At 71.7% G+C, this 14,232-nt stretch carries 14 protein-coding genes; 11 read left to right on the top strand and 3 right to left on the bottom strand.

Annotation, left to right across the window (positions count from 1 at the left end):
- Window positions 1–212: 212 nt before the first annotated feature.
- Both ACFVZW_RS19535 and ACFVZW_RS19530 read left to right on the top strand, forming a co-directional pair.
- A complete protein-coding gene (locus ACFVZW_RS19535; RefSeq protein ID WP_384522861.1) occupies window positions 213–1,217 on the top strand; it encodes an NADP-dependent oxidoreductase in 1,005 nt (334 codons plus the stop codon).
- Between the two features lie 341 nt (window positions 1,218–1,558).
- Entirely contained in the window at window positions 1,559–1,789 is a 231-nt protein-coding gene (locus tag ACFVZW_RS19530) for a hypothetical protein (protein WP_384522859.1), read from the top strand.
- Between the two features lie 19 nt (window positions 1,790–1,808).
- Here the strand turns inward: ACFVZW_RS19530 and ACFVZW_RS19525 are convergent, their stop codons facing one another.
- On the bottom strand, window positions 1,809–2,036 hold the full coding sequence (locus tag ACFVZW_RS19525; protein WP_384522857.1) for a DUF6207 family protein: 228 nt from the start codon (window positions 2,034–2,036) through the stop codon (window positions 1,809–1,811).
- 356 nt (window positions 2,037–2,392) lie between these two features.
- Here ACFVZW_RS19525 and ACFVZW_RS19520 point away from each other — a divergent pair, with 356 nt between their 5' ends.
- The 3 genes from ACFVZW_RS19520 to ACFVZW_RS19510 all read left to right on the top strand — a co-directional run bounded on the left by ACFVZW_RS19520 (window position 2,393) and on the right by ACFVZW_RS19510 (window position 5,041).
- Window positions 2,393–2,737, top strand: coding sequence for a hypothetical protein (locus tag ACFVZW_RS19520; protein ID WP_384522855.1), 345 nt, complete (start codon window positions 2,393–2,395; stop codon window positions 2,735–2,737).
- A gap of 45 nt (window positions 2,738–2,782) precedes the next feature.
- Complete coding sequence (locus ACFVZW_RS19515; RefSeq protein ID WP_384522853.1) at window positions 2,783–3,196, top strand: hypothetical protein; 414 nt, start codon at window positions 2,783–2,785, stop codon at window positions 3,194–3,196.
- 1,293 nt (window positions 3,197–4,489) lie between these two features.
- Window positions 4,490–5,041, top strand: coding sequence for a hypothetical protein (locus tag ACFVZW_RS19510; RefSeq protein ID WP_384522851.1), 552 nt, complete (start codon window positions 4,490–4,492; stop codon window positions 5,039–5,041).
- A gap of 146 nt (window positions 5,042–5,187) precedes the next feature.
- On the opposite strand, the gene ACFVZW_RS19505 is transcribed toward ACFVZW_RS19510, so the two are convergent.
- Window positions 5,188–6,687, bottom strand: coding sequence for a hypothetical protein (locus ACFVZW_RS19505; protein WP_384522847.1), 1,500 nt, complete (start codon window positions 6,685–6,687; stop codon window positions 5,188–5,190).
- A gap of 563 nt (window positions 6,688–7,250) precedes the next feature.
- Complete coding sequence (locus ACFVZW_RS19500; RefSeq protein ID WP_384522845.1) at window positions 7,251–7,973, bottom strand: GntR family transcriptional regulator; 723 nt, start codon at window positions 7,971–7,973, stop codon at window positions 7,251–7,253.
- 462 nt (window positions 7,974–8,435) lie between these two features.
- Here ACFVZW_RS19500 and ACFVZW_RS19495 point away from each other — a divergent pair, with 462 nt between their 5' ends.
- From ACFVZW_RS19495 to ACFVZW_RS19470, 6 genes are all read left to right on the top strand, one after another.
- Window positions 8,436–8,837, top strand: a complete 402-nt coding sequence (locus ACFVZW_RS19495; RefSeq protein WP_384522842.1) for a hypothetical protein — start codon at window positions 8,436–8,438, stop codon at window positions 8,835–8,837.
- Between the two features lie 428 nt (window positions 8,838–9,265).
- Window positions 9,266–10,696 carry a DUF2637 domain-containing protein gene (locus tag ACFVZW_RS19490; protein ID WP_384522840.1) on the top strand — a complete coding sequence of 477 codons (1,431 nt, stop codon included), beginning with the start codon at window positions 9,266–9,268 and terminating at the stop codon, window positions 10,694–10,696.
- A gap of 144 nt (window positions 10,697–10,840) precedes the next feature.
- Window positions 10,841–11,353, top strand: coding sequence for a hypothetical protein (locus ACFVZW_RS19485; protein WP_384522838.1), 513 nt, complete (start codon window positions 10,841–10,843; stop codon window positions 11,351–11,353).
- Window positions 11,353–11,577 carry a hypothetical protein gene (locus ACFVZW_RS19480; protein ID WP_384522836.1) on the top strand — a complete coding sequence of 75 codons (225 nt, stop codon included), beginning with the start codon at window positions 11,353–11,355 and terminating at the stop codon, window positions 11,575–11,577. Before ACFVZW_RS19485 ends, ACFVZW_RS19480 begins: the two co-directional genes overlap by 1 nt.
- A gap of 223 nt (window positions 11,578–11,800) precedes the next feature.
- Window positions 11,801–13,678, top strand: coding sequence for a hypothetical protein (locus ACFVZW_RS19475; RefSeq protein ID WP_384522834.1), 1,878 nt, complete (start codon window positions 11,801–11,803; stop codon window positions 13,676–13,678).
- An 11-nt stretch (window positions 13,679–13,689) separates the two neighbouring features.
- Window positions 13,690–14,103 carry a conjugal transfer protein TraB gene (locus ACFVZW_RS19470; protein WP_384522832.1) on the top strand — a complete coding sequence of 138 codons (414 nt, stop codon included), beginning with the start codon at window positions 13,690–13,692 and terminating at the stop codon, window positions 14,101–14,103.
- Window positions 14,104–14,232: the final 129 nt, after the last annotated feature.

Below are 14,232 nucleotides of genomic sequence, written 5' to 3'. Positions count from 1 at the left end.
AGCCCCCCGGTTAGTCTCGGGGGGGGCGGGCCCCCCCCCCGGGGGGGGCCGGGCCCGCCCCCCCCCCCGCGCCGGCGGGCGGGGGGGCCCCCCCCCCCCCCCCCCACGGAGGCGCCACGGACTTCCCCTTACCGGCAGAAACCCGTAGCGGACACACCCCCGTCCCCGCTCGCGCGGGAGACCGAACGAACACCGAACGAACGGAGACAACAATGAAGGCCTTCATGGTCGAGAAGTACGGCGACCCGACCACGGTGCGCGCCGGGGATGCACCCGAGCCCGCGGTGGGCGCCGAGGACGTCCTGGTCAGGATCGACGCGGCGAGCGTCAACCCGCTGGACTACAAGATCCGCAAGGGGGAGTTGAAGGCGATCGTGCCGTACCGTCTCCCGCTCATCCTGGGCAACGACTTCGCCGGGACCGTCGTCCGCGTCGGATCGTCCGTCACCCGCTTCTCGGTGGGCGACGAGGTCTACGCGCGGCCCGACAAGGACCGCATCGGCACCTTCGCCGAACGCATCGCCGTCCACCAGAACGACCTGGCCCTCAAGCCCGCCACGCTCACCATGACCGAGGCCGCCTCCCTCCCGCTGGTCGCGCTGACCGCCTGGCAGGCTCTGGTCGAGCGGGCGAACGTCCAGCCGGGCCAGAAGGTCCTCATCCACGCGGGTGCCGGCGGCCTCGGCTCCGTCACCATCCAGCTCGCCAAGGCGCTGGGCGCGCACGTGGCCACCACCGCCAGCACTGCCAAGGTCGGCCTGGTCAAGGAACTCGGCGCGGACGAGGTCATCGACTACCGCACCCAGGACTTCTCCGAGGTCCTCCACGGTTACGACGTCGTCCTGGACTCCCTCGGCGGCGAGACGCTCACCAAGTCCCTGCGCGTCCTCAAGCCCGGTGGCATCGTCATCTCCGTCGCGGGCCCGCCCGACCCGGCCACCGGCGTCGAACTCGGCGCGAACGCGGTCATGCGCCTGGGCGTCGCCGTGCTCAGCGGGAAGGTCCGGCGCCAGGCCAAGCGCCTCGGCGTCACCTACTCCTTCCTGTTCATGAGGGCCAGCGGCGACCAGCTGCGCGAAGTCACCCGCCTCGTCGACGCCGGGAAGATCCGCCCCGTCGTCGACCGGGTCTTCCCGTTCGACGAGACCCTCCAGGCCATGGAGTACGTCGAGAAGGGCCGCGCGAAGGCCGGCAAGGTCGTCGTCTCGATGACGTGAGCGGGGGCACCGATCCCGCCGGACAGCAGAAGGGGGCCCCTTCACCCACGAGAAGCCCCCCTCCCTGGCCCCCACACACACCAGGACCCGACCATGAGCACACCGACCAGCTCCCCCATGCCCACCCCTGCGTCGTACAGGAACGCGCCGACCTGTTCCGTGTCCGTGCACGGCGTGGACTTCGCCTACGGCGTGGGACTCAATCGAACCGTGGTTATCAGTGAGATTGATCATGGTCCTGGGCTGGGGGTTCTCGGCGGCACTACGTCTGCGTCCTCCGCAGGTAGACGTGGGCGAAACGGGCCGACGAGCTGCGTGACCCCGGTGATCTCGCACCCTCTGTGCCCGTCACGGACCGGGAGCTCGAACTCGCCGAGACGCTGATCGGGGCACTGCCCGGCATCGAGGAGCGCGAGCTGCACGACGAGTACAGGCGCGCCCTGGAGCAGCTCGTGACGGCGAAGCTCAGCGCCGGCGAGCTAGTCGCGCCCGAGGCGCCGACGGCACCCATGGATCTGATGGCGGCGCTCGAGGAAAGCATCCAGGCGGCCCGCGCAGGGCGAGGGGATTGAGCACGAAGCGGCCCGGGAGTCAGTCCGGCGACGCAGCGCCTTCAGCTCCAGGGCGGCGAATGTCCGCATACAGCCTCGCTGTCACCCCGGACTCGCCGGGTACGCGGCGAACACGTCCGGTGCCCGACGTTGCCCAGCGCCTACCGAGCGCATCGACCGCGGCCTGGACGGTCTCTTCGTCCGCTGCGGTGAGGTCGAGGACCAGCAGGCCCGGTTCCGATACGTGCAGGGGGTCGATCTGTTCCATGATCGGGCTGACGCTCCGACGATGGCAGGCGGTTCATTGCTGGCTGCAGTTCCACCCGTACGAGCAGCCCGCAGGACTCGGTTGAGCCAGGCCGACACATCGTGCGGTGCATTTCCGCTAGCGGAAAAGCGGCATTCTTAGTAGCTCAGAAGAGATCAGGGCAGCGATCCTTACCGCCTGGCTTCCCGGCAGTTGGTGCCGCTATCTGGAAGCGTCGAGGCCGGCCCAGGGGGGCGCCGCTCCTGGCGCGCGTATCTGACCGAGCACGACGCCGACGACGTCGTGGCCCAGCTGCCCGCGAAGCAGGCACCTGACCGGCCCTGGCCTGCGCCATCGGATGCGAGGACCCTGGAGGTATGGCCAGGAGGAACGTCCGGCGGTGCGGCCAGTGCGGCATGGAGCTGCCCGAGGGCAGCAGGCGGTCGCGCCGGTACTGCGGGGCGGCCTGCCGTACGAGGGCCTGGCGGGTGGCGCGGGCCCGCTGGGCGGCGATCGACGCCGGCGGCGAGGCATACCGGGCTCTGATCGAGGGCCGGAGGCACCCGTGGCCCCGGTTCCGCTGCCCGGAGTGCGGGGCCACCTGGTACGCCAGTGCCAGCCCGCTCGGCACCCGGAAGCGCTCGGACAGCCGCTACTGCTCGCCGCGGTGCCGCACCCGGGCGTGGCGGAGGCGTTCGCGTTCAGCACGCGTCACCGTGTGACGCCTTCCTGTGACGCTATCGGGCACTTCTCGACCGGAGGCCGTGATGACGAAGGGGCTCTTGCGCGAGGCCGCGACCCTTCTGCGACGCCGCGCCGGCGAGGCCGCGGCGTTCCCGGACGAGCGGTGGATGGTGGACCAGGACGAGGCGGGTGGCCTGGTCCTCACCGCGTTCGTACCGGAGGACGTTGCCCCGGACGGCGTGGTGGGCGGCGGTGTCGTGGCCTGGTTCGCCTACCCGGAGAGCGCGGAGCCGGCGACTCACTCGCGGGCCCTGGGGGCTGCGTCGCACATGGCCGCACTGGACCCGCAGACTGCGGTGCTGCTCGCCGCCTGGCTGGAGACCACGGCCTCGCTGGCGGATCGGGCAGAGGAGCTCGGAGACGTCGAGGGGGCGGCACCGCTCGTCGAGCCAGCAACCCGCTTCGCCCGGTCCTATCTGCGTACGACACAGGCGTAGCGCACGACAGTTGAGGGCACGTCACCACTTCACCGTTCCTCCCAGGGGCCCCGAAAGAGCCACAGGAAGGCCCCTGTGTGGCCGCGAGGCGGACGATCTGCCGCCCCAAGTCCCGTTCCACCCCGAGCCCGAGATAGGCCGTCAGACGGCCACCCAGGGCCGCGAGTGCGAGGCCCCCGCCTTCAATCGCCGCGCGAAGCGCGTCCTTTCTACGTACTGACCTGCACGTACGTACTCAGGCCGCCACCCACGGCGCGGGCCCCGTCATCACCTAGGCCACGACGATGCGGTCAGTCCCGCACCGGCCCTCACCCGAACGGGTGACGGGGCCCGCGCCTCTCTCCTCTGCCCCCTAACAGGCCCTCGCGCCCGCAAGGCGGACTGGTGCCTCGCTCCGCTGTTCTGTTCCCTGCGGCCGCACCGTGGTTGCGGCTCCCACCTGCGCTTTCAGCGTGAGGGGCTCGCCTCGGAACGGTGCGGTGGGTCCAGTGCCGGGGTACTGGACCCACCTGGAGACCGAGGCGCAAGGGCCTGTTAGGGGAAGTTGGGCGGAAGTCTCCCGGACACCGAGCCGCAGCAGATGGCCCAGGTCCTTCCACCCAGACCGGGCCCGCCCTGGACCACCGACCCGCGCCCTACTTGCCTTCCTCGAGCGAGACGACCTCTTCGGCGCCGCGGCGCCGGCGAACGCGGCGGAGCCGCCAACGCGCCCTCGCGCGCCACTACCGGTAGATGGCCTCCGGCGTTCAGCGGCGCAACGCGCCGCAAGGCGCAACCCGATCTTGGTTTAGGTGACGTTGGTACCCGATGACCTTGGTCTAGTTCTGCGGTGTCGTTTTCGCGCCCTCGGAGGGTGTCGTTTTCGCAACCCTCGGACGTGGCGTTTCTGACACCCCCGGAGGTTGCGAAAACGACACCTCCGGAGTGACCTGCGGTTTTTCGGGTCTGAGGGCGAAAATCGGGCCTGAAAACCGGGTCGGGTGCCACGCGGATTCCCCCGGCTCCAGGTGCCCGGCCGCAGGTGAACCGTCCCGGCCTCGTGGCGTAGGCCTCGGGTCAGAGCATCGGCAGGACAGCCCGCAGCACGCTCGGCACGTCGGCGGGGTCGACGAGCGTCAGCGCGATGGCGCCGAGGACGAGAACCGTCAGGGTTCGGGCGATCGTGAGGACCACGGCCGGGACGTCAGTGACGGCAGCCCGTCTCAAGCCATACCAGTGGGGGCACAGCGGTCCTCCCGCCCGAAGGCGTCAACTTCCCCGCGCCTGACCTGGCCTACGCCAAGATTCCGTTTCATGGATCCTGCTGTCACTGCTGCACTCATTGCCGCACCAGTTGCCGTCGTTGCTGCTGGGGCGGCCTTCGCCGCTGGGCGTATGCAAGCGCGGGGAGCCCACCACGGACCAGTCGATGCAGTACGTCGCCAGCATCAGCGCGAGGCGTACGCGGCACTCCTCGTTGCCCTACAGGCCTTCGCAGCTTCGACCTCGTTGAAGAACTGTGAGGATCAGGCCCGCAGGGAGTTCGAAGCAGCTGGCGTATCTCCCACTGCGGAGCAGTTGCGTGTGCGCAAGCTCAATTTGGTTGCGGAGGGCGCGATCGATCCGGTCCGTTCGGCTGCCGCGGTGGTCGAACTGGAAGGGCCGGCAGACGTCGCTGCGGCTGCCAGCAACGCGACTGAACAGGCGAGCATGGTTCGGAGCATCGCGGAGACAGCAGGCTACTTCGGTGCTCAGGAATCGCAGGAGATTGTCCACAACGTCTTCGACGCCCAGCGAGAGCTGGATGCTGACGTCCGCAGGTTCACCCTGGCGGCCCGCATGGAACTCAACCGGCGACCGAAGTAGCTGATCTGGAGCTCCACGGTGTCAGCGGACCGCTGACACCGTGTCCGTTGGCGTATCCGGACACACCAAATCCCCCGGCTGCCGGGAAACCGGGGTCGGTCGACACGAGAGGCGAAGGGGAGAGCCCGAAGGCCCTCCCCGTCCCGTCAGCGCGCCGTGGCCAGGTCCTCGTGCTGCGCCATCTGGGCACCCCGGCAGGCGCCGCACAGGCCGTCCTCGGCCTCCGTCGCGCGGCCGCAGGGAGAACCGTCCCAGCGGACACCCGAGCAGGGCGCCGGCTCCGGAGCGGCGCACGAGACCGGCGCCGGGACCGGCTCCGGCGCCGGAGCCGGCTCCTGGGGGCGGTCGTGCCGGTCGACGTCCAGCGTCGCCAACCGGAGCCGGTGCACGTCCGTGGCGGTCGACCTCGCCGCGAGCTGCGCCGCCAGGAGCTGACCGAGGTCTTCGGCCCCGTCCCGTCGGGCCTGCTCGCGCGCCTGCTCCGCGCCGGCGAGCACCCGCTCCCGCGCGTCCGCCCACTCGGCGGGCGCGTTGTCCATCGCGGCGACGTCGGCGGCGGCCCGCTCAGCCGCCCCGGCGATGTCCCGCTCGAACCCGCTCACGCACGCCGGGCACAGCGCGCCCTCGGTCCCCCGGTCCTGCTCGCATCCGGGGCACAGCGGCCGGGCGGCAGCGGCGCCCACCGCCTTCTTCTGCGCGGTGCGCGCGGCCTTGTGGCTCGCCTTGTAGTCCTTGCCGCGCTCGATGCACAGCACGCACGGCTTGCCGTCTGTCAGGAGCTCGCCGTCCTCGCAGTTCAGGTCCGGGCACTCGCCGTGCCGCAGCATGGCCACCGCTGCGCCCACCGGACGCTCCAGCCGACCCGTCTCGAACTTCTCGGCGTACCCGTGTGTCGTCCAGCGCCGCAGCACCCGGGAGACCAGCTGCTCGGCGGTCCGCTCCTTGAGGGCCTTCGTCACCGCCGTCACCAGCGTCTTCGGCGCGTCGGTGTGCGCGGTCTCGCGCATCGCCTCCCGCAGCTCCGGCCGGTACGCCTCCAGGACCTGCAGCACCTCCGGAGCCAGCGGCACCGCGCCGCCGGCCTTCTTCGCCGCCTTCGCTGGGGCCGCCTTCGAAGCTTGGCTCGCAGCCGCAGGCCCCGACCCCTGCGCCGGAACCGTCGCGGCCGCCATCTTCTTCGCGGCCTCCGTACGGCCCTCCCACTTGGCGGCCGAGCGGATCTCCGGGTTCGCCGCGTAGAACTGCTTCAGCGCCATCGGGCCCGTGTAGCCGACCGGCGGGTTGTAGCGGACGAAGTACTTGTACCCCTGGCGCATCCCGCCCGCGTACCGGTACTTCTCCACCCGCACCGCGCCGAGCTTCTCCAGCTCCCGCCGGTAGCGGGCCACCTTCCGGTCGTCCGCCAGATCCAGGATCACGGCGATGGCCTTCTGCTTCGGGCAGGCGATCCGCTTCCTCGGGTCACGGATGTTCGCGTTGATGTGCTCCGCCAGGAAGCAGTACATCTTGAACGCCTTCGGCGAGAGACCCGCCAGCAGCACCCACACCGGGATCGGCGTGGAGTAGGTGGGCCAGTCCTCGCCGACCAGCTCGTCGCCCTGGTCCTCATCGAACGCGTCGTCGTGCAGCTCGTCGAAGTCGTTCATCAGGCCACCCCCGAGACCGAGGCGGCGGCATTACGGACGGCGCGTGTGACCGGGGGCATGTTCGTCACGGCCTGGGTGTACTCGCCAAAGCGGACACCCCCGCGAGTGGGAGTCTGGCCCGAGAAACCTCGGCCGAATCGGTCAAAACGCGCCGTAGTGACCTTGCCGTGTGACGAGTCGGACTGGTTGAGCCCGACGGACTTGCGTACGCTCATTGGTGAGCTTCCTCCACTGGCGTTGGAGAGCTTCGATGACTGCCGGGTGTGAGAGCCCGGGCGGTCCGTACATGGCCCCGTCTCTGACGGGGCCTTTTACGTGCTTCAGCCAGTGAGAGATGGCTGACGTCACGCGTTCATCTTCCTCTTCCTACATAGAGCTCCAACTGCTGAACACGCCTTTTCGTTGTTGGCGCCCCGGTTCCCGCCTGGCGGGCAGGTTCCTCGATCCGCCTCCCATCAGGCGGAACGGCCCCGCAGCTCCCGGTCGTGCCGTGTGGATCCTTTGTCGGCGGCGGGAACCGGCTGGCCGGGCCCTCGGTCACATCAGGCCCGGCTCCCGGCTGTTCAGCGCAGAGGCGAGATGTACCGCAGGACCGTCGGCCCGCTGGTCACCTTGACCGCGACCTCCACGATCCGCTCGTCTGCCAGGTACACCGTGCGAATCACCTGGGTCACGGGGACCTTCTCGCTGGTAGTGAGCCCGAGCACGTTCTTTTCTTCCTCGGTGGCGTGCCTGGAGGTGATCTCCTCCAGGACGCGGTCCTGCTCCACGCCCAGCCGCTCCGCCGCGAGCTCGCGGGAGGCGCCCGTGGAGACCGGCTCTGCCAGCTCGGGCGTGACCGCCATGACGTACGCGGGGTAGTAGCTGGAGCTCATGTGCACTGGCACGCCGCCACGGCTGACGACACGCCGGCGGACGTGCACGGGGGTGCCCGGCGCGACGTCGAGCCGGGGCGCGACCAGCTCGTCAGCGCTGACGGTTCCGACCTCCAGGATCCGGGAGCTCTCCCCGCCGTCGAGGGCCTTGCCGGTGGCCGCGTGCAGCGCCACCCGGTTGGCGATGTTGTTGCTGATCGGCCCGGCCACGACCGTTCCCACGCCCGCCTTCGGCAAGGTCAAGCCCTCGCTCTTGAGCAGCCGGAAGGCGCGGTTGACGGTCGTCTGCGCCACGCCGAGCTCCTCGGACACCTGGCGCATCGAGGGCATCGTGTCGCCCGGCTGCAGGGTCCCGTCCTGGATCTGCTTGCGGTACTTCGCGGCGATATCCGCGTACCCGATCTGAGTCATCCCGTTCTCTCCTCTCTGATGCCTCATGCCGCCTCGCCGTCGAGTGCAGCGCTACACCCCTGAGACTAGTGCACGTGCCTTTCCGGCGCTAGCACTAGCGCTTGGGAGGGCTAGTGCTCTAGCTTGTTCTCGGGGCGCCCCACCTCCGCTGCTCGGCGAAGGTGTGGGAGTTCTAGCGCTGACCTGCGGAAACGTGGGGAGCTCGGCCGCGCACCAAAGGTGTAGCACTAGCCGAGTTCAGCGTGATCGCTGGGGGTTTCGGCTCCCGGAAGGGTCCCGGGACAGAGCGGGGCGAGCGCGCCGGGCCTTGTCGATCCCGGACGGTGGATCACCGACCTTCCACCGCCAGCCCCCGGGCCGGCGGAACCGGTGATGGAGCCCCGTCAGGCGAAAGAGCCGGTTCGAGTCCGGCGCGGGGCACTGGCGACCGACACACCGCCGGTCGCAGGGAGGAGACACCCCGTGTTCCGGATCACCCGTACGAAGACCCTCAGCGAGCGCGCCCAGTTACTCGCCGACCTGATGAGCGAGCGCGACGCCGCCCTCCGCGAGCGTGACCAGCACAAGGGAGCGGCCGCATTCGCGACGACGGAGATCGCCCGCCTGGCCGACGACAACGACACGCTGCGCAGTGCCATGCGCTGCCAGAACGAGACCATCGCCAACGTCCGCATGGTCGGCCTGGAGCTCACCAGCGACACCCTCGACGACCGCCTCGACCCCGACCTGTACCGGGCGCGGATCGCCAGGACCCTGCAGACCGGGGCACACACCCTCGGCCTCGGCCTGCCCGACAAGATTGCCCGGCACCTGGACGTCCTCGCCGCCCCGGCCGCCAAGACGGTCGAGGGGGCCGAGCGGTGAATCTGCCCGCGGGGTGGCACGAACCCCGCATCCGGCTCATGACCATCCGCGTCAGCCGCGACGGCGGGCGCACCTACGGCAATCCGATCCACGTCACCGCTGGCGACCTCCTGCACCCGGTGGCGACGTCGGCGTGGCCGCCGTGCCAGTGCCCCCAGCACCGTTCCGCGGTGCCCTCAGGCAGTTGATTCACCCACGTCACCCATGGACCGGCCTGCGTCAACGGCAGGCCGGTCCACCGCCAACCACAGACCACCGCACCTCCAGGGAGAGACATGACGGCCACCCTTGAACCGCCGGTCACCGTGCCGGCCCCCGCCCATCGACCCACCGCGTCAACTGTGGGCGGTGCAGCGTCAACGACGGACCCCCGACCGTCAACCACGGCTTCCACCACCTTGCGCAGGCCGCGCGTTGACCGGTGGCTCATGCCCGCCCTGTACGTCGTCGGCGCGCTCGCGGGCGGCCTGGTCGGCATCATCGGCTTCGCCGCCTCCTACTCCACGTTGGAGGCCGCTGCCTTGCGCTGGGGCTTCGGCCCGACCCTCGCGGCCGCGTTCCCGATCGGGATCGACGCGTCGATCGTTGCGTTCCTCGCGCTCGACCTCGTGCTGATCCACCGTCGGACGCCATGGCCGCTGCTGCGCCTGTCCGCGCACGTCATGACCGGCGTCACCATCGTGCTGAACGCCTCCGCGCACGGCGGCCTCAGCTTCTCCGCCAAGACGCTCTCGCACGCCGTCATGCCGGTCCTGTTCGTCATCGGCGTTGAGGCCGGGCGCCGCCTGGTGGTGCGCGCCGCCCGCCTTGCCGCCGGGCGCGACACTGAAGGCGTGCCCGCTCACCGCTGGCTCCTCTCCCCGGGCGCCACGTTCAAGCTGTGGCGTCGCATGAGGCTGTGGAGCCTCGCCTCCTACAGCCGGGCCGTGGACCTGGAGAAGGCCCGCACCATCTACGCCGTCCGCCTGGAACAGCGCTACGGCAAGCGGTGGCGCAAGCTCGCGCAGCCGGAGGAGCTGCTGCCCCTCACCCTTGCCCCATACGGGCTCACAATCGACGAGGCCCTGATGATCCCGGAGCAGGAGCATCGGGCCGAGGCCGAGCGGCAGCAGGCGGCGAAGGACCGCGAGCAGCAGCAGGCAGACGCCGAGCTGCTGCGCCAGACCGACGCCAAGCGGAAGTCGACTGCCGCGAGGATCGCCGCCATGGAGGCCGACACCAAGGAGGCCGAGGCCGCCGCCCAGCTCAAGGCCCGCGCCGCGTCCGCCGAGGTGAGGGCCGGAGCGGACGTGACTGCCGCCGAGTTCGCCGCGACCGCCCAGACCGAGGCCGCCCGCCAGGCCGCCGAGATCGAGGCGCGCGCGGTCGAGACCGCCGCGACGGCCGCCGCCCGCCGCAAGGAGGCCGAGGACGACCGCGCGGCCGCCGAAGCTGCACGGGCTGCCGCTGACGCTCGGGCCGCTGCGGCTGACGTCGACCGTGCCGCCGCTGACGCCGAGAGCGCCGCCCTTGACGTCCGGCAGAAGACGGCCGAGCGGGAACGCCGCGCCGCAGCCCTGGAACTGGCTGCGGCCGAGGACCGGGAGAAGGCCGCTGACGCCGACCGGCGCGCCGCTGACGCCCATCGCACTGCCGTTGACGCGGAGGCAGCAGCGCTCGACGCCGAGGCCCTGCTGAAGCTCACGCCGACCGAGCGGGCCGCCCGCTACGTCGCCCGGATCGTGCTCCGTGACTTCGCCGGTGACGCCGAGCGGATGACCGTCGAGGCCGTCGCCGACACCCTCGACGTCGCCCACGGCACCGCGTCGAAGCGCCGTGCCGAGGCCGCCGAACTCATCGCCAGGGGATACCGGGGCTGATCCGAACACGGCACTACCGCACCTACGAGGGGCGGCCCACCCGGGCCGCCCCTCGCGCATGTTCCTGACGCTGCCACAACCGCACCCGCCGGGTGCGGTTGTGGGACCGCCAGGCCCACCCCACCCCTGCCATGAAGGAGCACCGTGAGCGAGATCAACCGCACCGAGCAGTACGAACGGCTGCTCGCCCTGCCCGTCATGACCACATGGACGGTCAGCCGCCAGCAGGAACACGCCGAGGACGCCAACGCTTACGAGGCGGCCCTCGCCGCCGTACAGGCCGGGCTCCGGTCGCAGTACATCGAGGGTGACGGCCGCTGGTCGGCCGTCCGCCGGGCCCGCAAGGTCGAGAAGCACCTCAAGGCCATGGCCAAGGCCGCCCGTGACCAGGCCGAAGCCGCCCAGAAGCTCCGCAACGCCTTCGCCGACCACGTCCGCACCGTAGAGGCGCTGCCCGCCCAGCGGGCCGCGAAGCAGCGGGCCAAGGAGCTGCGGAAGGGACACAACCGCCAGGCCGTGGCCCACATCGCGGCGAAGTCGCTGAACAAGACCGCTGCCGCCGCGACGGTTCCGGCCCAGCACGAGCCGGCCGAGCCGATCGAGGCGGAGCCGACCCGGGCGCGCGGCATCAACGACCTGTGGCAGAAGGGGGCCTGATGAACCGCCCGATGAGCGCCGCCGAGCGGCGCGAGCACAACCGGCGGCAGCACGCCGAATCCAGGCAGCAGGACCAGGCGGCGCGCGGCCCGAGGGGCATCGCAGCGGCCTGGTGGGACCGGGCCCGGACGGTCGCCGCCGAGGAGGACCGAAAGGGCAATCCGGCCGCGTGGGACGAGCTCGCCCAGTTCCTCGCGAACTACTGCGGCCGCTACAGCCAGTAGCGCCCGCCGGGTTCATCTTCATCATCATCACCGCTCGGGAGCGTGTGAGTGGGGGGCCCAACACGGGCGCGCGGTCGCACGGCCGCGCGGGCGCGCGAGGGTCCCCCGCCCCGTGACCCTGTGTCAACCCTCTGGAGGGGGCATGGACGACGAGAACGTACTCACCTTTCGGCCACGAGAAGGAGCCTTACCGCCCGGACTTCCACCCCTGCCGCCGTCTCCGGTGGCAACGCTCGAACCGCCCTCGGCCCCGCCGCCGGCCCCCGCGCCGGACGCCGGGGCCGAGCCGTTTCCCGGACACGTCCGGCGATCGGCAGACGCGTCGCTGGCTGCGCTCACCGCCGGGCCGCTGCCTCTGCCGCTGCTCCCCGCGACCACGGCGGCCGACGTACCGGCCACGTTCCGGTCCGAGGGCCTGGCCGACGAACCCGCCCCGGCCGGGCCGACGCTCGGCGCGCTGTCCCTGTCGGCGGTCCTCGCCGTCGCCCTGGCCGCGCTGCGCGGCACCGTCACGTTCGTCGCGGATTGGCGACAGCGGCGCATGGAGCGGGCAGCGGAAGAGGCCGCGTGGCGTGAGGCGAAGGTGAAGCGCCTCGCCGCCGAGGAGGACGCCCGCGCCCGCCTGGCCAAGGTCCCCAACTCGGCCGAGTACGGCCGCAAAGCGGTCCAGGGTGGCCGCAAAGCCGCCTCGGGCTCCTCGGGTTCGGCGAAGCCGGGAACGGGCGTCAGAACGGCACAGGGAGCCTCGGTCGGTCCGGTGAAAAAGCCGGGCCCGGCAGCGCCACCGAAGCCGGTCGCGAAGGACCCGGCCAAGCCGCGGGTGCCCGACGCGAAGGGCAAGGTGCCGGCGGGTCCCAAGGCCCTCGGGAAGACCGGCGACAAGAAGCCCGCCACGGACACCGGCAAGCCGTCCAAGCCGTCGTCCGGTCTCGTCGCCCCCGGCAAGGGCAAGGGCAACGGCGGCTCCGGGAAAGGCGCTCTGGAGCGTGCACGGGACCGCAAGGTAACGGACGGCAAGAAGCCCGGCAGCGGCCTCGCCAGGAAGCCCGGCGGGAAGGGCGGCGGTCAGGAGAACTCCGGCAAGCCCGCCTCGAAGAACCAGCGCGACCCGGCTGCAGGAGCAGGACCCGTCACCGCCAAGCCCGGCAGCGGCCAGAAGCGGCGCAGGTTCCGCAAGGGCAACGGCCCGAAGCCGGTCAAGAAGGTGCCCGGGATCAAGCACGGCACCGCCGAGGGCTACGACGTCCACGAGTGCCGGTGCCGCCGCTGCCGCAAGGCCGCCGACGGCCGCAACGCCCCGAAGCCCGGACCGGGTTCCACCGCCCCCGGTGGGACCAGCAGGCCGAGCGGGGCTAGGAGGCTGCGCGACCGGGTCCGCAAGAACCGCGACAACCGCCGCCGGGACCGGCCCGGCGGCTCCGGGCAGGCTGGCCCCAACCCGCCGCCGCGAGGTGGCCGGCGCAGCGCGGACGACCTGCACACCGCCTCCGCGTGGACCGAGACCGTCATCACCGTCGAGCGGGTCGACCGGCCTGGCGACCAGGCCCGACCGGCCCGGCCCGCGCCCGCCGCTGTCACCACCGGAGTGAGGGGCCTGCCCCGCGCACCGCAGCAACCGGCCGGGCCCCGACCCGGCACCACCACCCCGAAGGAGACACCGCCCGTGGCCGTCACCGTTCCGTCCGTCCACCTGTCCGCCCCGGCCGGGGTCGCGGCCGAGCACCTGACGGAGGTCACCCTCGACGACGTCCTCGACCACCTCGCCGCCTCCAAGCGACGCTGCTTCGCCACCTACGACGAGTGCGCGGTCCTCGCCGACCAGGCGCGCAAGCTCCGCCGCTCCCTGGAGGAGCTGGCCGACGAGCTCGCCGAGCGGCACAACCTCATCGGCCGCCTCACCAGCGCCGCCATGACCAGGCTCGCCGAGGCGATGGACCTGTTGGCCCGCAAGGCCGAGCAGATGCGCACCGAGTCGCTGCAGGCCGCCGAGAAGGTCGAGGCCGCCCACGACGCCATGCACGACGCCTACCGACCGGTGCAGGCCGCGACCGTCGACGCCGGTCTCGTCATGCCCTCCGCCCGCATCCACAACGACGACTGAGGAACCCCGACATGAGCGATCTCGTACCGCGCCCCCTGCACCTGCCCGCCGAGGGCGAGCGGCCCAGCTTCCTGCGCCTGGCCGCGCGCGTCACCTCCTTCGCCGCCACGGCCGGACGCCTCACCGAGGGGCTGTGGAAGCTGCGCCGGGCGATGGAGAACGACGCCAAGGACGCCGAGAACCTGGCCGACATGTGCGACCAGGCCGAGGTGGAACCGCGGTTCACCGCCATGGTCCGGGAGGCCGGCGGGGCGCTGCGCACGGTCGCCACCGCGTCCGGCGAGATGGCCAACGCCGCCGACCAGATGGCCACGGCCGCCGACGACCTCGCTGCCTCCCACGAGTCCGAGTACCGGGGCGTGTACGAGGCCGTACAGAGCTCCGGCGTCCAGCAGGCCAAGCCCGGCTTCTACCGCACCCGCTGACCCACCACCGCACACGAGGGGGCCCCCCCCAACGGCGGGGGCCCCCCCCCCCACCCCCCCCCCCCCCCCCGCGGCCCCCCCCGCACCGCCCCCACCGGGCGCCACGCCGCGCGCGCCCCCCCCCCGCGC

The sequence above is a fragment of the Streptomyces sp. NPDC059567 genome (genome assembly GCF_042735655.1).
Lineage (GTDB): Bacteria > Actinomycetota > Actinomycetes > Streptomycetales > Streptomycetaceae > Streptomyces.
Note: the sequence above shows the minus strand (reverse complement) of the source record. Positions and strands in the feature narration are given on the sequence as shown.